The organism is Rhizobacter sp. P3_B12 (assembly GCF_056402895.1).
The window spans coordinates 1-20171 of sequence record NZ_JBFUGN010000021.1 but is presented as its reverse complement, the minus strand read 5'-3'; the positions used below and the strand labels follow the sequence as shown (position 1 = coordinate 20171).

The window sequence follows — 20171 nt, the reverse complement described above, 5'->3', positions numbered from 1 at the left end:
GGAGCAGCTGCAGCGCAACCGCACCGACCAGCAGACCGAGGCGCGCCTGCTGTTCACCGAGGTGTCGAAGGCGCTGCAGGATTTCAACGGCCGCTGCCCGAAGGTGGCCGAGCACGTGGTGACGCAGGCCTCGCTGCTGTTCGACCTGCGCGGCAGCCCGGCGATGCGCCCACTGGAGCGCGCCGGCGTCGAGCGGCTGGCCGGCCGCATCGCCGACGAATGCCGCAAGGATGCCGACGCCAGCGAAGACTGCGTGGCCGCGAGCCAGCGCCTGCGCAACGACCTGTGCGCGGTGGTGCAGAAGCCGCCGACCGAGAACACCGCGTTCAGCTACTGGCACCCCGGCACCTCGCCCGCCGAGCAGGCGGTGGCGGCCGGGCGCATCTGGCTGGCGCTGACCGGGCGCGCGTCGCAGCTCGCGAGCGCGGCGCAGGGGGAGCTGCCCGTGCCCCCGCCACCGGTCGCGGCGGCCCCGGTCGACTCACCGCAGAAGGCGAGCCTCGCCGCCTGCCGGCCAGGCGACGAGCGCAGCACGCTCTACATCGAGATCTACGACGAGGCCTCGCGCGAGGCCGCGAGCGCGCTGCGCCAGGCAATCCAGCAGGAGGCCGACGTGCTGGTGCAGGTGGCGCCGATCGACAACGCGGCGCGCAATGCCGAGCTGCGCCAGCAGCGCCGCCCGGTGCCGTGGCCGGTGCCGACCTTCGTGCTGCACGACCCGGCCGGCCGCGAGTGCGCGCTGGCGCTGTCGCGCTTCATCGGCGAGCCGTGGGTCACGCCGCAGCGCATCGACGGCGTGTGGATCCGCGAGCGGCGGCGCTCGGCGGTGCCGCGCCCGGGCGTGATCGAGCTGTGGCTGCCGCCGGTGCTGGTGGCGGGGCAGTCGGCGGAGCCTTGAGGCCTAGGGCTTCGAGGGCAGGCGCAGCAGGCGGCGCAGGCCCCAGGCGAACAAGGCCAGCGCCACCGGCAGCGCGAGCGGGTTGTCGATCGTGTCGGCCAGCCAGCGGCCGTCGGCGCTCGCCATCCACAGCACGCCGCCGTTGAACGCCGCATGCAGCAGCACGCAGGGCCACAGCGAGCGCGTGCGCTGGTACGCGAGCCCGAGCACCAGCCCGGTGCTGAGGCCGACGAAGAACTGGTAGACGTTGAAGTGCGCGAGGCCGAACAGCGCGGCCGAGTGCACGATCGCGGTGGACGGCGGGTAGCGCAGCAGCAGCCCGCGCAGGATCAGGCCGCGGAACAGCATCTCCTCGAGCACCGGCGCCAGCACGCAGGCCGACAGCGTCGCCGCGAACGTGCCGTCGACCGCGTGCGCGAACCACTCCGCCTCCCAGGCCGACAGCGGCAGCAGCGACTGCAGCAGCCAGTCCATCCAGCCGTTCACCGACCACAGCAGCGGCAGCATGGCGAGCAACGGCGCCGCGCTGGCGAGCAGCGTGTGCAGCGGCGGTGCCGGCGCGTCGTGCAGCAGCTGCGCATGCGTGAGCCCGCGCCAGGCGAGCAGCGTCGACACGACGATGCCGGTGGCCAGCACGCGCGTCAGCTCGCCGAGCTGCGCCTCGCTCAGCGCCAGCGTGTCCTGCAGGTCCATCAGCACGCCGCCGAGCAGCATCTCCAGCAGCACGAAGGCCAGCACCGTCAGGATCGCGGCGCCCAGCCCGTAGGGCAGGGTCTCGGGGCTGCGCCCGCTCATTCGCCGAGCACCCGCAGGATCTCGCTGCCGTACGCCTCCAGCTTCTTCGCGCCGACGCCGCTGATGTGGCCCAGCGCTTCCAGCGACGACGGCTGCGCGCGCGCCATCTCGGCGAGCGTCGCGTCGTGGAAGATCACGTAGGCCGGCAGCCCGTGCTCGCGCGCGACCTCGGCGCGCCATGCCTTCAGCGCGGCGAAGCGCAGCAGCCCGTCGTCGTCCAGCGGCACCGGCGGCGGCTTGTCGCGCCCGCCCTTCGCGCTGCCTGTCTTGCCCTTGGTGCTGCCGCGGCGCGCCTTCGGCGTCTCGCTCGCCTCGCGCAGCAGCAGCGTCACCTCGCCGCGCAGCACCTCGCGTGCGCTCGGCGCGAGCTCCAGCGTGTTGTATTCACCCTCGGTGCGCAGGTGGCCGAGCGCGATCAGCTGGCGCAGCACGCCGCGCCACTGCACCTCGCTCAGGTCGGCGCCGATGCCGAAGGTCGACAGCGACTGGTGGCGGTACTGCGTCACCTTGTCGGTGGTCTTGCCGCGCAGCACGTCGATCAGGTGGCCGGCACCGAAGCGCTGGCCGTGGTTCTGGTGGAAGCGGTAGATGCAGCTGAGCGCCTTGCGCGCCGGCTCGGTGGCATCCCAGGTGGCGGGAGGGTGCAGGCAGTTGTCGCAGTTGCCGCAGGGCTGGCTCGCCTCGCCGAAGTAGGCGAGCAGCCGCACGCGGCGGCAGTCGTGCGCCTCGGCGAGTGCCAGCAGCGCGTCGAGCTTGGCGCGCTGGCCGCGCTTGAACTCCTCACCGGCCGGGCTCTCGTCGATCATGCGACGCTGGTTCACCACGTCGGCCAGGCCATAGGCCATCCAGGCGTCGGCCGGCAGCCCGTCGCGGCCGGCGCGGCCGGTCTCCTGGTAGTAGCCCTCGATGTTCTTCGGCAGGTCGAGGTGGGCGACGAAGCGCACGTCGGGCTTGTCGATGCCCATGCCGAACGCAACGGTCGCCACCATCACGACACCGTCCTCGCGCAGGAAGCGGTCCTGGTGGCGCTTGCGCACGTCGGCGTCCATGCCGGCGTGGTACGGCAGCGCGTTGATGCCCTCGGTCTTCAGCCAGTCGGCGGTCTCGTCGACCTTCTTGCGCGACTGGCAGTACACGACGCCGGCATCGCCCTCGTGCTCGTCGGTGACGAAGCGCAGCAGCTGCGCGCGGGCGTTGTCCTTCTCGACGATGCCGTAGCGGATGTTCGGCCGGTCGAAGCTGCTGATGAAGACGCGCGCCTCCTGCAGCTGCAGGCGCTCGATGATGTCGGCGCGGGTCAGGTCGTCGGCGGTGGCCGTGAGCGCGATGCGCGGCACGCCGGGGTAGCGCTCGTGCAGCACGTTCAGCGAGAGGTAGTCCTCGCGGAAATCGTGGCCCCACTGGCTCACGCAATGCGCCTCGTCGATCGCGAACAGGCTCAGCAGCCCGCGCTCGTGCAGCGAATCGAGCTGCGCGAGGAAGCGCGGCGTCGTGATGCGCTCGGGCGCGGCGTACAGCATCACGAGGCGGCCGCTCATCATCTCGCGCTCGATCTTCTGGGTCTCGTCGAGCGTCAGCGTCGAGTTCAGGAACGAGGCGTGCACGCCGGCCTCTTCGAGCGCGCCGACCTGGTCGTGCATCAGCGCGATCAGCGGGCTGACGACCAGGGCCACGCCGCGGCCGGCACGGTGCCGCGCGATCGCCGGCACCTGGTAGCACAGGCTCTTGCCGCCGCCGGTGGGCATCAGCACCAGCGCGTCGCCGTCGGCGTTGACGTGGTCGACGATGGATTCCTGGGCGCCGCGGAATGCGGTGTAGCCGAACACCTCCTGCAGGATCTGCAGCGGTGCGGTGGAGGGTTCGGGGGTCACGGGCGGGGCGGAGGGGGCGGACGAGGCCGCGATGTTACTCGGCGCGCTCCGGGCGGGTTTCTGGCACCCTTGCACCTTCACCAGGAGACTGCCGATGACCGACATCCACACGCCGCGGGCCGACCAGCTGCGGCAGCTGTTGATCCGCAACTTCGAGACCACCCCGCGCACGCACGATGTGCGCGAACCCCTGTACGACTCGATGACCGGGCGGCTGGCCAAGGGCACCTCGGCGCTGAAGCTGGGCGCGAGCATCGACGTGGTGCCACCCGGCAAGCGCAGCTGCCCGTACCACTTCCACTATGCGCAGGAGGAGATGTTCATCGTGCTCGAGGGCGAGGGCACGCTGCGCGTGGCCGGCGAGCACCTGGCGCTGGCGGCCGGCGACGTGGTCTTCATCCCGCCGGGGCCGGCGTACCCGCACCAGATCATCAACACATCCGATGCGCCGCTGAAGTACCTGTCGATCAGCACCAAGGACAGCCCGGAGGTGGTGGAGTACCCCGATTCGGGCAAGTACCTGGCGACGGCGACGCGGGAGGGCGATCCGTACGGCTTCGGGCGGATGCACCGCGCCGATACGGACCTGGAGTACTGGGACGGCGAGCCCTGATCAGCCCTTGCGGACCTGCGCGTCGGTCTTCTGGCGGTGGATCTTGCGGCTCTGGCGGTTCTCGGCGTGCTGGATGTTGCGCTCCTCGGCCGCACCGACGTGGCCGTCGCGGGCGGCCGCCGCTTCCTTGCGGTCGACGTGCGCCTGGCCGCGCTCGAGCTTCGACACTTCGTGGTTCGTCAGCGAGCCGTTCTGCACGCCGGCCTCGACGCGCTTCTGCTGGTTGATGTTGCGCTGCACGTCGGCCTGCATCCGCTCCGACGAGGCCGAGGTCGGGTTGCCMTTCACGCCGTTGTGCTTGGCCGCGGCGATGTCGCTGCTGACCTTGTTCTGCGCGGCGTTCAGGCGCAGCTTCTCGTCGGTGGAGAGCTTGCCGTCCTTCAGGGCCTGGGCCTGCAGGTGGTCGACCCGGCTTTCCTCGCGTTCGAGCTTGCCGGCTTCCTTGGTGCTGAGCTGGCCGCTCTGCAGGCCCTGCTGGATGCGTTCCTGCTGGTTCACGTCGCGCTGGACGCTGCCGGCGGTGCTGGACTGGGCGAAGGCGCCGGCGCTGGCGGCGAGCATCATCGAGCCGATCAGGAGGTTGAGCTTCATGGTGTGGACTCCGGTTCAGGGTGGGTGGGGGTGGAGAGTGGCGCGACCCTGCACCGACAACGGCAGCGTGCGGCCGTCGTTGACCCTGGGCCGTGTGAAGTTTCGTTGCCCGGGCGTGACCAGATGCATCGCTGATAATCGGGCATTCCCCTCGCAGTCCCCCGGATTCCCCCGTTCTACTTTTTCAGGAGCCGCTTTCCATGGCCTCGATCAACAAAGTCATCCTCATCGGCAACCTGGGTCGTGACCCCGAAGTGCGCTACTCCGCCAACGGCGCCGCGATCTGCAACGTGACCCTCGCCACCTCGCGCAACTGGAAGGACAAGACCTCCGGCGAGAAGATGGAAGAAACCGAGTGGCACCGCGTGGTGTTCTACGACCGCCTGGCCGAGATCGCCGGCGAGTACCTGAAGAAGGGCCGCTCGTGCTACGTCGAAGGCCGCCTGAAGACCCGCAAGTGGCAGGACAAGGACGGCGCCGAGAAATACACCACCGAGATCATTGCCGACAACATGCAGCTGCTGGGCGGCCGTGATGGCGGCGGCGAAGAAGGCGGCGGCGGTGGCGGCTACAGCCGCGGCGCCTCGGGCGGTGGCGGTGGTGGTGGCAGCGATCGGCCGGAACGCGCCGAGCGGGCCGAGCGCCCCGCACCGGCCTCGCGCCCGGCGGCCACCAAGCCGGCGGCGAAGTCGTCGACCGGCTTCGACGACATGGACGACGACATTCCGTTCTGAGATTTTCTGGTTCAAGTCAACATCGGACAGCCCGCCAGCCGCCATCCCCGCCGAGAACTGAGCCCGCTCGGAAGGTATGCCCGCGCCGCCTGTCTACATCAGCGACACCAACATCTGGATCGACTTCAGTCACGCCGGCTTGTTGGATGCGCTGTTTACGCTGCCATTCACCTTCGTCAGCACCGATTTCGTCGTGCAGGAGCTCAATGAGCCGGCGCCGCTTGGGCTGATGGAGCGAGGGCTGGTGGTGGAGGCGCTGCCGGGAGAGGTCCTGGCGGAGCTGTTCGCATTGAGGGTCCGGCACGACAACATCTCGCTGGCGGACTTGTCCTGCTTCTGGGTGGCCCGTCAGCAGCAACATCCGTTGCTGACGGGGGATGCGCGGCTGCGCAGCCTGGCTGAGCAAGCTGGACTGCAGGTGCATGGCGCCCTGTGGCTTCTGGATCAGTTGGTGGCGCATGGCGTGACGCCTTGTATGCGAGCCGCAGCCGGCTTGCGGGCCATGCTGGCGCGTGGTGCGCGCCTTCCAGCCTCAGCCTGTGAGGAGCGTCTGGCGGCCTGGAATGGCTGAGCCGGGCTTCGGTCCTGTCGCTGGGCTGTTCAGCGCGGCAGGCCCGTGAAAGCAGGCTCGAGTTCGGCCATGCTGCATTGGAGGAACTCGGCCGCACGCGAGCGGCTGATCAGGTCTTCGGCCAAGGCTCGGTAGACCATCGATTCAAAGCGGCGCGGCTGCTCGGGCAGCAGCGGCTCTGGCTCGGCAGAACGCCAGCCGTTGACGGAGAACTGGATGTTCATGGACTGATAGCCCGGATCCGAGATCAGCCGCAGATCCTTCAGCCGGCGCAGGGCAGCACCCATCGAGATCCCGTAGCGTCGCTTGGCGTTCAGTAGTTCAATGGGTAGAACGCGGTGCCGCAGGTGGGTGCCGAAGTCGGCTTCGACGCGCTGGCGCGGGTAGAGCAGGGCACCGGCAAAGCGGTGGCAGCAGCCTTCCTTCTCTTTTTCGAGCATGTTGTCGGGCAGCATCATTGCCCAATGCCCCAGCTCATGCGCAGCAGTGAAGCGCATGCGCTCCCCAGGTCGTTCGCGATTGAGCGCGATGAGCAAATGGCGCTCGTCATGCGTGGCGGCGCAGGCGCCATCGAAATCGTCGACGTGTTCCAGCAATGCGACCTTGATGCCATGGCCTTCCAGCAGTTCGGTCAGGTGCGCGATGGCGTCCCCTCCGATGGCCCATTGTTCTCGCAGTCGCTCTGCCGCGGCTTCGGCCTCATCGGCACTGGTCACCTCGAACGCGCGGGGCGCTTGCAAGGAGGCTTGCGCCGCGTCGTCCGCGCCGAAGCATTGCTCCAGGCGGATGTAGCGCTCCAGCACATCGCGCGCGCGCTCCTCGATCTGCTGTTGGCGCTTCCTGGGCATGCTTGAGAGCTTGCGGAACTCAAGGGGCGCCAGCTGCACGATGTCGCTTCGGAAGAAGTACTCCGGCTTCACGCCGAATACGCGTGCGAGCTGCAGCAGCCGCGTCGAGTTCGGCAATGCCTGCCCCTTCTCGAACTTGCTCAAGCCCTGTTTGGTGATGTCGCCCATGCGCTGGGCCACTTCGTCCAGACTGAAGCCCCGAAGCAGCCGCGCACGGCGGATTTGATCGTTGATCATGTCTGCCCCGTGGTTGACGAATTCTAGTACTTGGACGATTTCGTCAACTGGCGGATGCGAAGCGAGTGGGCATTGCCGCCCATTCAGCCGATTTGAAGCCTGTGTTCGCCCCCGTGCAATCCGCGCCGGCCACCGGCGCCCAGAATGCGCTCAGCCCACCAACCAGGAGCAAGCATGGCCAAGGTTCTCGTCCTCTACTACAGCAGCTATGGTCACATCGAGACGATGGCCCAGGCGGTCGCCGAAGGTGCGCGCGGCACCGGCGCCACGGTCGACATCAAGCGCGTGCCGGAAATCGTGCCCGAGGCCGTCGCGAAGGCCTCGCACTTCAAGCTCGACCAGGCCGCGCCGATCGCCACCGTCGACGAGCTGCCGAACTACGACGCGATCATCTTCGGCGTGCCGACCCGCTTCGGCAACATGGCCGCGCAGATGAAGAACTTCCTCGACCAGACCGGCCCGCTGTGGTTCGCCGGCAAGCTGATCGGCAAGGTCGGCTCGGTGTTCGCCAGCACGGCGACGCAGCATGGCGGCCAGGAGAGCACCATCCTCAGCACGCACACCGTGCTGCTGCACCAGGGCATGGTGATCGTCGGCCTGCCGTACGCTTGGCAGGGCCAGATGAAGCTCGACGAAGTGACCGGCGGCAGCCCGTACGGTGCCACCACGATCGCCGCCAGCGACGGCTCGCGCCAGCCCTCGGCCAATGAGCTCGAAGGTGCGCGCTTCCAGGGCCGCCACGTCGCCGAGATCGCGGCCAAGCTGGCCCGCTGATCGCACGCGTTCCCCGGCCGGCCACCCTCGGCCGGCCGAATGGCCTCGGCGCCCTGCCGAGGCCTCTGTCAGCGCGTCCGCCGACGATTGCCGCGGCGCTACCCGCCGCACCGCGCGCTGACTATCGACATCCGGTTCACACGCCATCGCGCGCACAGCGCTACCCGACGAGGAGACGCGTCCCTAGACTGCGCTCCGATCGGCCCCAGCCATGCATTCACCTCCTCGCGAAAGGTCCCCGATGTCTTCCTTCATCCGCGTTGCCGCCCTGGCCGCATTCAGCCTTGCACTCGCCGCACCGGCCGCACCGGCGTCCGCCAGCGAAGCCCTGGCCCGCAAGTACGCCTGCACCGCCTGCCACCAGATCGACAGGAAGCTGGTCGGCCCGTCGTTCAAGGACATCGCTGCGAAGTACGCCGATGGCAGCGTCGATGCGAAGCAGTTGGCCGCCCGCATCAAGGCCGGCGGCTCGGGCAAGTGGGGCGCGATCCCGATGCCGGCGCAGGCCCAGGTGCAACCGGCCGATCTGGACGCGCTTGCCGCCTGGATCCTCGCGACGAAATGAAGCCCAAGGACCTGCGATGAAAACCACGCTCGACATCAATGGCACGCCGCGCCCCGTGGAGGTCGACCCCGACACGCCGCTGCTGTGGGTCATCCGCGACGTGCTCGGCATGACCGGCACCAAGTTCGGCTGCGGCATGGCCTTGTGCGGCGCCTGCACCGTGCACCTCGACGGCCAGCCGATCCGCTCGTGCGTGACGCCGGTCGAATCGATCGGCAGCGGCCGCATCACGACGATCGAGGCCATCGGGCAGACCGCCGTGGGCCGCCAGGTGCAGAAGCTCTGGACGATCAAGGAAGTGCCGCAGTGCGGCTACTGCCAGTCCGGCCAGATCATGGCCGCCACCGCGCTGCTGCGCGACAACCCGGCGCCCACCGATGCCGACATCGATGCCGCGATGTCGGGCAACGTCTGCCGCTGTGGCACCTACGTGCGAATCCGCGAGGCGATCAAGCAGGCCGCCCGCGAACTCGCCGCACCGAAAGCCTGACATGCACGATTCGAAATCCGTCGCGGATGATGGCGCCACGCTGTCGCGCCGTTCCTTCCTCGCGTCTGCCTCCGCGGCCGGTGGTGCGCTGGTGCTCTCGTTCCACCTGCCCGACGCGAATGCGGCGGCCGCAAAGCGCGCGGCGCCCGCGGTGTTCGCGCCCAACGCCTATGTGCGCATCGGCGCCGACGACAGCGTGACGATCGTCGTCGCGCTGGTCGAGATGGGGCAGGGCACGTTCACCTCGGTGCCGATGCTGATCGCCGAGGAGCTCGAGGTCGATCTCGCCAAGGTCAAACTGGAACAGGCGCCGCCGGACGAGAAGCGCTACGGCCATCCGCTGTACGGGATCCAGGTGACCGGCGGGTCGGGCTCGATGCCTGGCGCCTGGAAGGTGCTGCGCCAGACCGGCGCCACCGCGAAGGCCATGCTGCGCAGCGCGGCCGCGCAGACCTGGCAGGTGGGCGAAGGCGAGTGTGTTGCAGCGAACGGCGCGATCCGGCACGTGCCCACGGGCCGCCAGCTGCGCTACGGCGCGCTGGCCGCCAAGGCGGCCACGCTGCCGGTGCCGAAGGACGCGCCATTGAAATCGCCGGCCGACTTCCGCCTCGTCGGCCGCCCGGTGCACCGCCTGGACACGCCATCGAAGGTCAACGGCACCGCGCTGTTCGGCATCGACGCGCAGGTGAAAGGCATGAAGTTCGCGGCGGTGGCCAACTGCCCGGTGATCGGAGGCCGCTTCCGATCGATGGACGATCGCAAGGCGAGGGCGGTGAACGGCGTGCGTGCGGTCGTCAGTTCAGAAGCCGCGGTGGCCGTCATCGCCGACCACCAGGGCGCGGCGAAGAAAGGGCTGGCCGCGTTGGAGGTGCAGTGGGACGAAGGCCCGTCGGCCGACTTCTCGAGCAAGCTGTGGGGCGAGCAACTGGCGCAGGCGCTGAAAGGCACCGGCCTGGTCACCACGCGCGAGGGCGATGTCGACAAGGCCATCGCCGCCGGCGCGCAGCGGCTGAGCGCCGTCTACGAGGTGCCTCCGCTCGCGCATGCCGCGATGGAGCCGCTCAACTGCACGGTGCACGTGACCCCCGGCCGCTGCGAGATCTGGGCCGGCACACAGGCGCCCGCCCGCGCGCAGGCGATGGTCGCGCAAGCGCTGGGCCTGAAGCCCGAGCAGGTGACGGTGCACAACTTCCTGCTGGGCGGCGGCTTCGGCCGCAAGCTCGACGTCGACTACATCGTGACGGCCGCGCAACTCGCGAGGAACGTGCGCTACCCGGTGAAGCTCGTCTTCAGCCGCGAAGAAGACATCCAGCACGATGCCTACAAGCCGTACTTCCGCGACGAGATGGCGGCTGCGCTGAACGAACGCGGCGAGCTGGTGGCCTTCAGCCACCGCACCGCCGGCTCGTCGGTGATCGGCCGCTATGCGCCGCAGTGGGTCGCCAACGGGCTYGACGCCGACGCGGTCGACATGGCGGGCTCCTCGTACGACATCCCGAACAAGTACATCGAGTACGTGCGCCATGAGCCGCCGAAGGGCTTGCTGACCGGCAACTGGCGCGGCGTCGGGCCGACGCACCAGGTGTTCGTCGTCGAATCGTTCATCGACGAGCTGGCCGTGCTCGCCAAGGTGGATCCGGTGCGCTTTCGCGAGCGCATGCTGGCGAAGAACCCCAATGCGCTCGCCGCGTTGCGGCTGGCCGCGGCCCAGGCCGGCTGGGGCGAACCCCTGGCGGCGGGTCGAGGCCGCGGYGTCTGCGTGGCCGAGGCCTTCGGCGGGCATGCCGTGCTGGTCACCGACGTCAGCGTCGCGAAGGACGGCAGCCTCAAGATCGACCGCATGGTCTGCGCGGTGAACTGCGGCCTGCCGGTCAACCCCGACGGCGTGCAGGCGCAGGTGCAGGGCGGCCTGCTGTTCGGCCTCACCGCGGTGCTGTACGGCAGCATCACCTTCGAGCGCGGCCGCGTGCTGCAGAGCAACTTCCACGACTACCAGCCGCTGCGCATCAGCGAGGTGCCGCAGGTGCAGGTGCACATCGTGCCGAGCGAGCAGCCGCCGGTGGGCGTCGGCGAGATCGGCACGGTCGTCGTGGCGGCCTCGGTGCTCAATGCGGTGTACGCGGCCACCGGCAAGCGGCTGCGCACGTTCCCGATCGACACCGCGCAGCTGAAGTCGGCGTGAGGCGGGCAAGCGTCAAGGGGCGCTCCAGTCCACCGCCTGCATGAACTGGATCAGCGCCCGCAGCTTGCCCGGCATCTGCCCGCGGTTCGGGTAGTACAGGTAGAAGGACTCGCCGGGGCGCGTGAACTTCTCGAGCACCGGCACCACCTGGCCGGCCTGCAGTGCGGGCCGTGCGAACTGCTCGAAGGCCAACGCGAGCCCGTGGCCCTGGGCCGCGGCGTCCAGCGTGCAGCGCATCTCGCTGAACACCAGGCGGCCGTGCACCTCGATCGTCGCGGCCTTGCTGCCGCTGCCGAAGCGCCACGCGAAGAACTGGCTGCGGTTGCCGATGCGCTGGCGAATGCAGTCGTGCTGCAACAGGTCTTCCGGCTTCGCCGGCTTGCCGCGCGCTTTCAGGTAGGCCGGCGACCCGACGACGAGCAGCCGCTGCAACGGCCCGATCGGCACGCCGATCATGTCCTTCTGCAGCGCGTGCCCCAGGCGGATGCCGGCGTCGAACCCGCCCGTGATGATGTCGCTCAGCCCGTTGTCGACGGTCATCTCCAGCGTGATCTCGGGGAAGCGCTTCATGAACGGCTGCAGGTGCGGCTCGATCAGCGACGCGTAGGCCACGTACGAGGTGTTGATGCGCAGCAGTCCGTGCGGGCCGCTCGACACATCGCCCACCTCCTGCACCGAGCGGCGGATCTGCTCGAGCGCCGGTGCCAGCGTGCCCAGCAGTTGCGCGCCCGCTTCGGTCAGGCCCACGCTGCGCGTCGTGCGGTTGAACAGGCGGATGCCGAGCGAGGCCTCCAGCTGCTTCACGGTGCGCGAGATCGCGGTCGGCGTCACGTCCATCTCGGCGGCCGCGCGCGTGAAGTTCATGTGCCGGGCCACGCTCTCGAATGCGATCAGGCCGGGCAGGCTGATCGGCGGCTTGCTGTCTCTCGCAACCGGCTCCAGGTTCATCGGGATCCCTCCGTGGATGGCGCGCGATTATGAAGTGGGGGTTCAGAGTGCACCCCGGTGGCGTCGATTCTCTTTCGCGAGACTCAAACCTACGCTTCGGTCATCGCAGTTTTCATCACCCCGAATCAACGAGGACCCCACCATGCCCACCGTCAACATCCCCGCCACCCGCCCGGCCAGCCCGTTCGCCTCGATGAAGGGGCACCACGTCGCTGTGCGCGTGCCCGACTTCGAGGTGGCCGTCCGCTGGTACACCGAGAAGCTCGACTTCCGCGTCGTGCACCAATGGCCGTATGCCGACCAGCGGCTCGCCTACCTGGCCCCGGCGACCGACAACGACTTCTTCGTCGAGATCCTCGGCGACGGCCAGCCGCGGCCGATCCCCAAGCCCGTCTACAGCGACCTCGGCGACAGCCTGCGCCTGGCCGGCTTTCACCACTTCTGCCTCAACGTCGCCGACATGGAGAGCACCGTCGCGGAGCTGCGCCGGCGCGAGGTCCACATCGTCACCGAGCCGTTCGAGCTGCCGGTCATCGGCCGCCGGCTGGCCTTCATCGCCGACCCCTTCGGCAACCTGATCGAGCTCGCGCAAGTCGTCTCGTGAGCCGGAGAACGCGATGACCCGAACCCTTCTTCCGCCCAGTTCCGGGCAGCGGCCACGGTAGACTCCCCGCGCAGCACAACGAGCCGCGCGTATCGACGCACGGCCAGCCCTGTTCTCCGGAGGAAGCCCGATGCGCGCGATGAAATGGTTGCTGGTGCCCCTGGTCCTGGTGGGCCTGGTGGTGCTGTATTTCTTCGGCGCGGTGAAATGGAGCTACTCCGACGGCGAGCGCGCCGGCTGGGTGCAGCAGCTGTCGCGCAAGGGCTGGGTCTGCAAGACCTGGGAAGGTGAGCTGGCCCTGGTCTCGCTGCCCGGCAGCACGCCGGAGAAATTCCGCTTCACGATCTGGGACGAGGCCACCGCCGACAAGGTCAACCTCGTGATGGGCAAGCGCGTCGCGCTGCACTACGAGCAGAAGGTCGGCTTGCCGGGCAGCTGCTTCGGCGAGACCCGCTACTACATCACCGGCGTGCGCGTGCAGGACGAGATCTCGCTCGCGCCCGGCGTGATCGTGCCGGTGTCGGCCCAGCCTGCTGCATCGGCCCCACCAGCGGCCGCCTCCAAGCCCTGACGGCTCGGCCCGCTGACCGGGCCGGTGTACCCCAGCGCTGGGTACGAATGAACCCCCTCAAGGTTGATGAAATCACTCGGCCTGTCGTGAAAAATCCCCTTCCGCATCGCTAGACTGCGCGCACCGCAGCGGCAGACCACTGCCGCGCGGGTTGCCAGCGCCCCACTGGGCCGAAGGCGACACAACACCTGACCCGTCATTGGATTGCGCCGGTCGACGACCGGTGTGGGAGGACTGTCTTGGAACTGATCTTGGTAGCGTCGCGGCGTGTCCGCGGCCTGGTGGTGTCATGCGTGGGCGCGCTGGCGCTCTCGACTTTCTCGTTGACAGCGTGGGCGCAGCTGGCAGTCGGCCAGGATGGCCAGCCTGGCTATCAACATCCGATCGCGGTGCCGCCGGGCATTGCCGGCATGGTGCCGACCATCGCGCTGGCGTACGGCGGTGACGGCAACGGGCCGGTGGGCCACGGCTGGTCGCTGACGGGCGTCTCGTCGATCGCGCGCTGCGGCGCGAATCTCGCGACCGACGGGCGCATCCGCGGCGTCGACAACACGGCGGCGGACAAGTTGTGCCTCGATGGCCAGCGGCTGATCCAGACGGGTGCGACGGGCGTGGCGATGGCGTTCCCGCAGACCGACGACAGCGCAGGCGGCAGCGGCCTGCTGCGCGAGTTCCGCACCGAGCGCGATTCGTTCGCGCGCATCCGGGCTTATGGATCGGGCGGCAATGCCCCGGCGTACTTCAAGGTGTGGACCAAGGACGGCCGGATCTACGAGTACGGCAACAACAGCAATGCCTCGGCCGATGCGGCCGTGACGGCGCAAGGCACCGGCGTCATCACCACTTGGCTGGTGAGCCGCGTCAGCGACCTGCGCGGCAACTACATCGACTACCAGTTCCAGCAGCGCGACGGATTGGCGTGGGGCAGCGGCACGGTGGCCGGCACGCCGATCACGGGCCACGACTGGAGCCTGCGCGAGRTSCGCTACACCGGCACGCCGACRCAGGCGCCGGGCAACAAGSTGGTGTTCAGCTACGAAGACCTGCCGGCGCTCGCCMCCACCGGCAAGCCGCAGGCGCGGCGCGAGGCCTACGTGGCSGGCAGCAAGCTCTTGAACGTGCAGCGTCTCACCCAGGTGCAGACCTTCGTGAACGTGAACACCACGCCGCTGAAGGTGAAGACATTGCGGCTCGCCTACGACAGCGGCCCGGTGACCAACCGCAGCCGCCTGAAGCGGCTCACCGAGTGCATCGGAGCAGCCGAGTCGGCCTGCTTCCCGCCGGAGACCTTCGACTACGCCGCCGATGGCAGCGACGCGTACCAGCGCAACACGGCGTTCGCGGCGAGCACCCTGGCGACCCTGACGATGCAGAGCACGGTGGTGCTGCGCGACAACCTGCGTTTCTCGAACTACGGCGTCATCACCGCCGATTTCGACGGCGATGGCAGGACCGACATCATCCGCTGGTCGGACAACCCGGCCGAGAACCAGCTCTACCTCAGCAATGGCGACGGCACGTTCAGCCAGGTGAGCGGCTTCAACATCACCGGCAGCGACCAGAAGCTCTTCGACAGCAGCGGTTGTTACAGCACGCGCGTGGCCGATTTCAACGGCGACGGGCTGCCGGACCTGTTGCGATACACCGGCACCAACTCGACGAACCTGGTGAGCAACTCCGCGTGTGCCGGCACCAGCGATCTCTACCTTAACAACGGCAATGGCAGCTTCACGCGCAAGGCCATCACCGGCGTGGCACTGGCCGAGACGGTCAGCCGCGACAACCTGAAGTTCCTGCACGGCGAGGCGCAGGTCGGGTGGCTCGGCTGGACCTCCGGTGCCACCTTCTACCTGCTGGACTTGGACAACGACGGCCTGCTGGATGTGGTCACCTCGACACTGGACTTCCAGCCCACCGTGTTCGGGCCCCCGACGGATCCGTGTGTGGACAAGACCTGCACGCGCGTCTTCAAGGGCGATGGCCAGGGCGGGTTCCTCGAACAGCTCACCAACGCGACGCACTGGAACTTCTATGCGACGCCGGAAGGTCCGTACTCGCTGGGCCAGCCCGGGCACATCGCCGACCTGGACAACGACGGCATGCCCGACCTCGTCGAGGCTGGGACGATCGGCTCCGACAGCGAGATGGTGTCGTCGCAGCGTGCCTGGCGCTCGCGCGGCGACTTCTCGTTCGACCCGATGCCGGTGAGTTATGTGAGTTGCCAGCAGACGCTGGACATCAATGGCGACGGCCGCCCCGACTGCCTGGACAAATTCGGCTCGACGCTGAATGCCTCGAATGGCGCGAGGGGTCTGTTCCGGGTGTCCAACTACCAAACGCCCGGCCTCTGGGCGCAGATCTGGACCGGCACCGGCGCCAACTTCATCCCGTCCGCCGGCTTCGTGATCGGTGACGTGAACCGCGACGGCCGCGACGACATCCTCAGCTGGAAGGACGATCCGACGAAGAACGCGCTGTACCTGAGCAATGGCGACGGCACCTACAGTGCATCGACCACGTTCAACCTGGTCACCGCCAACGACCAGCTGCAGAAGAGCGACAACTCGGCCGCCTTCGTGACCGGCGACTTCACCGGCCGTGGGGACGTGGAGATCCTGCGCCTGAAGGCCTCTGCATCGCCGGGTGACGGCAGCAGCAACCAGCTGTACGTGAGGACCGGCTCGTCGCTGCCGCCGGACCTGCTGGTCGGYGCGACCTCGCCACAAGGCCTGAAGACCACGCTGACCTGGGTGTCGATGGCCAACCCGACCAGCGGCGCACTCGGAAACCGCTACGTCAACGACCGGGGAGGCCCGAACGCGGCCGCGTACCCGCTGTTCGACGTGACGAACGCGAGCTATGTCATCGCCGGCAGCGAGCGCGACAGCGGTGTCGGCAGCGGCAAGCTGCGTGACGAGTTCCGCTACAGCGGCGCCAAGGGCGCGCACGACGGGCGAGGCGCGCGCAGCTTCCGCGAAGTGCGCAGCCAGCGGCAGGTGCCCGATGGCAGCACCCTCTCGCAATCCAGTGAGGTGCTGCACGTGCACCCCTACATCGGCTCGCCTGCACGCGTGCGGACCTGGCGTGGGGCGCTGGATGCGAGCTCGCCGGTGTTGCTGAGCGATGCGACGAACATCTACTGCGAGAAGTCCGCGACGCCGAGCGCCGAGGCGGCTGCGACCGTCTGGGCGCCTTGTCCGGTGCCGGCCAGCGTCAGGCTGCAGCGGCCCTATCCCTACAAGAGCATCAAGGCGGCGAAGGAACTGAATGGCGACACGATGCCCGTCACGACGGTGACGAGCTCGTTCAACGAGACCGGGGATCCGAAGGTGGTGACGACGACCATCAGCGGCAGTGCGGCCGGCGGTGTGGCGCAAGTCATCAGCGAGACGGCGACCCACTTCTACCGCGATGACGACATCGGCGATGACCGCTGGTTCCTGGGCCGCGTGGAAAGCGCCGCGCAGCTGCGCACGGCGCCGAACAACCTGGCGAGCGTCGGCGCGAGCGCCGGCACCGCGCCGGGGGCGACCGCCACGCGCGGTACGGCACCGGCGGCCACGCTGAGTGCGCCGTCCTTCCCGACCACACAGGTCGGGCAGACGAGCAGCGGCACCGCGACACTGAGCAACACCGGCGGCACGCCGATCGGCGTGACGGTGCCAACGGCGGCGGCGGTGTCGGGCAGCGAGTTCGGCTTTGCGGGGACGACCTGCGGYGCGAGCYTGCCAGCCRRTGCSTCGTGCACGGTGASCGTGAGCTTCWCRCCRACSGCGGCGGGTGCGCGCAGYGGCGGSTTGAACATCAACACCGAGCTGGGCGTGAAGAGCGTGGCGCTCTCGGGTACGGGCCAGGCACCTTCGGGCAGCCTGTCTGCACTGGCGTTTGGTGACGTTGCCGTCGGCGGCGCGCCGACGCTGGACTCGACGCTGGCGAACACCGGTATCGGCCCGCTGAGCGTCGCGGTGCCGACGGCAGCCTCGGTCAGCGGCACCGACTTCGGCTTCGTCTCGACGACCTGTGGCAGCTCGTTGCCGGTGGGCGGCGCATGCGTGGTGACGGTGCGCTTTCAACCGACGGCCAACGCCCTGCGCAACGGCGGCCTGAGCATCAGCACAGGCGCGGGGACTGTGTCCGCAGCACTCAGCGGCACGGGCCTGCAATCGGTGATCGCGGTGACCGGCAACGGTGCCGCCAGCCTGTCGGCGCAGAAGGGCGGCGCGGCGGGAAGCGGCACGGTCACCTTCACGAACAGCGGCAACCAGGCGGCGACGCTCACGATGTCGGGTCTGAGTGCGCCGTACTCGGTGAGCACGGCCAGTTGCGTGGCGCCTGCGGGCGGCAGCTGTGCCGTGACGGTGTCGATGACGACGGCCGGTGCGATCGGTGCGCAAGGCGGCCAGACCTTGACGGCCACCGGCGGCACGACCGGTGCGGTGTCGGCCTCGGTGGCTGGCACGTTGTACGGCTCGGCGATCTCGGTCACCGGCAACGGCGCAGGTGCGTTGAGCGCCACGAAGGGTGGCGGCGCAGCCTCCGGCACGGTGAGCTTCACCAACAGCGGCAACCAGGCGGTGACGCTTTCGATGTCGGGCCTCAGCGGCGTGTACAGCATGGCACCGGGCAGCTGCACGGTCGAYGCGGGCGGCACTTGCGTGGTGACGGTGTCGATGAGCACGGGCGGCAACATCGGCGCGCAAGGTGCGCAGACGCTGGTGGCGACTGGCGGAACCTTGGGTGCRGCATCGGCCCCGGTCTCGGGCACGTTGACAGGCTCGGTTGCGACGCTTGTCGGCGGCAACCTGAGCTATGGCACGGTGAACCAGAACTCGGCGGTGCCGCAGAACGTGATCGCGTGGCGCAACGACGGCAACGTGCCGATGGCGCTGTCGGGCTTGTCTGGYTTGCCTGGCGTGTTGAGTGTGGTGGGCAACAGCTGTACCAATGTGACGCCTGGCCTGGCGTGCACCATGACGGTTCAGCTGGCCACCGGCAGCCTGACAAGCTTCAACCAGACGGCGAGCACGGTGGGCGCGACGGTGAATGGCTCGACCACGGCCAGCGGCACGGTGCAGACGATCCCCGGTGCGCTGTTCAATCTGAGCACGACCGCGACGTCGACGACCACCTACACGACGATCACGCTGACGGTGGCCAACCCGTACAGCGCCGCGCAGGCGATCACCGCGGTGACCCAGAGCGACGCGGGCACACCCGGCACGAGCACCTGCACGCTGGGCGGCAGTGTGGCTGCGTCACCGGGGAGTTGCACCTTCCAGTGGATCTACGACCGATGCACCGCTCGCACGGTGAACTTCAGCGTGAAGAACGCGTTCGGCACCCAGACGACGAGCAAGGCCATCGTGAAGGGGACCTGCCTGTGAAGAAGAACCTGTTCGCAGCAATCGTGTGGGTGGCGGTGAGCTCCGCCCATGCACAAGCCCAGTTGCCACCTGTGACAGGCGTGGACAACCCGTTCAGCTACGCCCGCACGAAGAACTTCACCTACTTGCCCGATGGCTTGGTGGACACCGAGACGACCGAGCTCGGCGACGTGCAGCAGTGCGTGGTGAAGAAGTACATCTACGACGATGCCGGCAACCGCACCGGGGTGACGCAGCAGAACTGCACCGGCGCGAGCGGCGATGCGCTGTTCGCGCCACGCTCCGCCACGACGACCTATGGCGCGCAGACGGTGACCGTCGCCGGCATCAGCGCCATCGTGCCCCGGTGGACGGCACCGAGCAGCAGCAAGAACGCATTGCAGCAGGAGGAAACGCAGACGGTGGACCCGCGCTTCGGCACCGTGCTGAGCAAGACGGACGCAAACGGGTTGACCACGCGTTGGGAGTACGACGATGCGGGACGCGCGACGCGCGAGATCCATGCGGATGGCACGCGGGTGATCACGGCGTATTGCTACATCGCGGGCCGGGTGAACGCGGCAGGCGACACGTCGACCAACAGCCCGAGCTGCCCGAGCCCGAGCGCGGCCGAGATCCCCGCCGACGCGATGATGTTCACGCACGTGGAGCCGCGCGACGCGAGCGGTGCAGAGGGCGTCAAGAACGGACCGTTCACCCGCAAGTACGTGGACAGAGCTGGCCGCGCGCTGCGGCAGGTGAGCGAGGCCTTCGACGGATCCACGCAACCCGGCGGCACGAACCGGCTGATCGTCACCGACACCGAGTACGGCGACCTGGGCCAGGTGGTGCTGCAGACGCAGCCGTACTTTCTGGACAGCGGCTCGTCGACGAGCACGGGTAGCGCCGACGTGGGCTTGTCGCGCACCGAGTACGACGCGCTGGGCCGGGTGGTTCGCATCTACACCGCCGACAGCCAGGGCAGCCAGCCCAGCGTGAGCTTCGGCAACCGCGGCAGCCGCCGGGCGCGAGTGACGACCTCGGTGTACGGCGCGCTGGTGGTGGTGTCGACCGATGACCGCGGGCAGGTGCGCACCGAGGAGAAGAACGTCGAAGGACGCACGATCCGCATCACCGACCCGCTGGGCGCGCAGATCGTTCACCAGCACGACGCGTTCGGCAACCTGGTGGCGACGAAGGATGCGCTGCAGAACACGGTGCAGATCGTCTACGACGTGCGGGGCAACAAGCTCAAGCTGACCGACCCGGATGCCGGGGTGATCGAGTACCGCTACGACGCGCTGGGCCAGGTGGTGAGGCAGCAGAACCCGCTGCAGGCGCAGCGTGGCGGGCAGACGACGATGCAATACGACGTGCTCGGGCGGATGACGCTGCGCACGGAGCCGGAGTACAGCAGCACCTGGACCTACGACAACTGCGCGATGGGCATCGGCAAGCTGTGCGCGACCAGCGCCAGCACCGACATGAGCCAGCAGTGGGTGTACGACAGCCTGGG

General features: G+C 68.7%; 16 protein-coding genes and 1 pseudogene. 12 read left to right on the top strand and 5 right to left on the bottom strand.

What is annotated here, in order from left to right; genetic code table 11:
• A partial coding sequence (locus AC1D01_RS02595; RefSeq protein WP_477864539.1) for a hypothetical protein occupies positions 1-898 on the top strand: 898 nt, incomplete at its 5' end.
• Positions 899-901: 3 nt separating this feature from the next.
• Here AC1D01_RS02595 and AC1D01_RS02590 read toward each other — a convergent pair.
• Together AC1D01_RS02590 and recQ are read right to left on the bottom strand one after the other, a co-directional pair.
• Positions 902-1693 (bottom strand): CPBP family intramembrane glutamic endopeptidase, encoded by a 792-nt coding sequence (locus tag AC1D01_RS02590; protein WP_477864538.1) that lies wholly within the window; start codon positions 1691-1693, stop codon positions 902-904.
• Complete coding sequence (gene recQ / locus AC1D01_RS02585) at positions 1690-3669, bottom strand: DNA helicase RecQ (protein ID WP_477864537.1); 1980 nt, start codon at positions 3667-3669, stop codon at positions 1690-1692. The genes AC1D01_RS02590 and recQ overlap by 4 nt, the downstream gene beginning before the upstream one ends.
• Here recQ and AC1D01_RS02580 point away from each other — a divergent pair.
• Entirely contained in the window at positions 3659-4177 is a 519-nt protein-coding gene (locus AC1D01_RS02580) for a cupin domain-containing protein (protein ID WP_477864536.1), read from the top strand. The genes recQ and AC1D01_RS02580 overlap by 11 nt on opposite strands.
• Here AC1D01_RS02580 and AC1D01_RS02575 read toward each other — a convergent pair whose 3' ends face one another.
• Positions 4178-4768: a hypothetical protein gene (locus tag AC1D01_RS02575; protein ID WP_477864535.1), complete on the bottom strand. Its 591-nt coding sequence runs from the start codon at positions 4766-4768 to the stop codon at positions 4178-4180.
• Between the two features lie 200 nt (positions 4769-4968).
• On the opposite strand from AC1D01_RS02575, the gene ssb reads away from it, so the two are divergent.
• Both ssb and AC1D01_RS02565 read left to right on the top strand, forming a co-directional pair.
• Positions 4969-5502, top strand: a complete 534-nt coding sequence (ssb, locus tag AC1D01_RS02570; protein WP_477864534.1) for a single-stranded DNA-binding protein — start codon at positions 4969-4971, stop codon at positions 5500-5502.
• A 76-nt stretch (positions 5503-5578) separates the two neighbouring features.
• Positions 5579-6073, top strand: a complete 495-nt coding sequence (locus AC1D01_RS02565; RefSeq protein ID WP_477864533.1) for a PIN domain-containing protein — start codon at positions 5579-5581, stop codon at positions 6071-6073.
• A 29-nt stretch (positions 6074-6102) separates the two neighbouring features.
• On the opposite strand, the gene AC1D01_RS02560 is transcribed toward AC1D01_RS02565, so the two are convergent.
• Positions 6103-7158 (bottom strand): helix-turn-helix domain-containing protein, encoded by a 1056-nt coding sequence (locus tag AC1D01_RS02560; protein ID WP_477864532.1) that lies wholly within the window; start codon positions 7156-7158, stop codon positions 6103-6105.
• 174 nt (positions 7159-7332) lie between these two features.
• Here AC1D01_RS02560 and wrbA point away from each other — a divergent pair, with 174 nt between their 5' ends.
• The 4 genes from wrbA to AC1D01_RS02540 all read left to right on the top strand — a co-directional run bounded on the left by wrbA (position 7333) and on the right by AC1D01_RS02540 (position 11169).
• Positions 7333-7932, top strand: a complete 600-nt coding sequence (gene wrbA, locus AC1D01_RS02555) for an NAD(P)H:quinone oxidoreductase (RefSeq protein ID WP_477864531.1) — start codon at positions 7333-7335, stop codon at positions 7930-7932.
• Positions 7933-8173: 241 nt separating this feature from the next.
• Positions 8174-8497 (top strand): c-type cytochrome, encoded by a 324-nt coding sequence (locus tag AC1D01_RS02550; protein WP_477864530.1) that lies wholly within the window; start codon positions 8174-8176, stop codon positions 8495-8497.
• Between the two features lie 16 nt (positions 8498-8513).
• Positions 8514-8987 (top strand): (2Fe-2S)-binding protein, encoded by a 474-nt coding sequence (locus tag AC1D01_RS02545; protein WP_477864529.1) that lies wholly within the window; start codon positions 8514-8516, stop codon positions 8985-8987.
• A 1-nt stretch (position 8988) separates the two neighbouring features.
• Positions 8989-11169: a xanthine dehydrogenase family protein molybdopterin-binding subunit gene (locus tag AC1D01_RS02540; RefSeq protein WP_477864528.1), complete on the top strand. Its 2181-nt coding sequence runs from the start codon at positions 8989-8991 to the stop codon at positions 11167-11169.
• A gap of 12 nt (positions 11170-11181) precedes the next feature.
• Here AC1D01_RS02540 and AC1D01_RS02535 read toward each other — a convergent pair whose 3' ends face one another.
• Positions 11182-12117, bottom strand: a complete 936-nt coding sequence (locus tag AC1D01_RS02535) for a LysR family transcriptional regulator (RefSeq protein ID WP_477864527.1) — start codon at positions 12115-12117, stop codon at positions 11182-11184.
• 142 nt (positions 12118-12259) lie between these two features.
• On the opposite strand from AC1D01_RS02535, the gene AC1D01_RS02530 reads away from it, so the two are divergent.
• The 4 genes and pseudogenes from AC1D01_RS02530 to AC1D01_RS02515 form a co-directional block, all read left to right on the top strand.
• Complete coding sequence (locus tag AC1D01_RS02530) at positions 12260-12721, top strand: VOC family protein (RefSeq protein WP_477864526.1); 462 nt, start codon at positions 12260-12262, stop codon at positions 12719-12721.
• A gap of 130 nt (positions 12722-12851) precedes the next feature.
• Positions 12852-13292 carry a hypothetical protein gene (locus tag AC1D01_RS02525; RefSeq protein WP_477864525.1) on the top strand — a complete coding sequence of 147 codons (441 nt, stop codon included), beginning with the start codon at positions 12852-12854 and terminating at the stop codon, positions 13290-13292.
• A gap of 239 nt (positions 13293-13531) precedes the next feature.
• Positions 13532-18676 carry an FG-GAP-like repeat-containing protein gene (locus AC1D01_RS02520; protein WP_477864524.1) on the top strand — a complete coding sequence of 1715 codons (5145 nt, stop codon included), beginning with the start codon at positions 13532-13534 and terminating at the stop codon, positions 18674-18676.
• A pseudogene (locus AC1D01_RS02515) lies at positions 18673-20171 on the top strand (hypothetical protein); the annotation flags it as partial. The gene AC1D01_RS02520 and the pseudogene AC1D01_RS02515, both read left to right, overlap by 4 nt.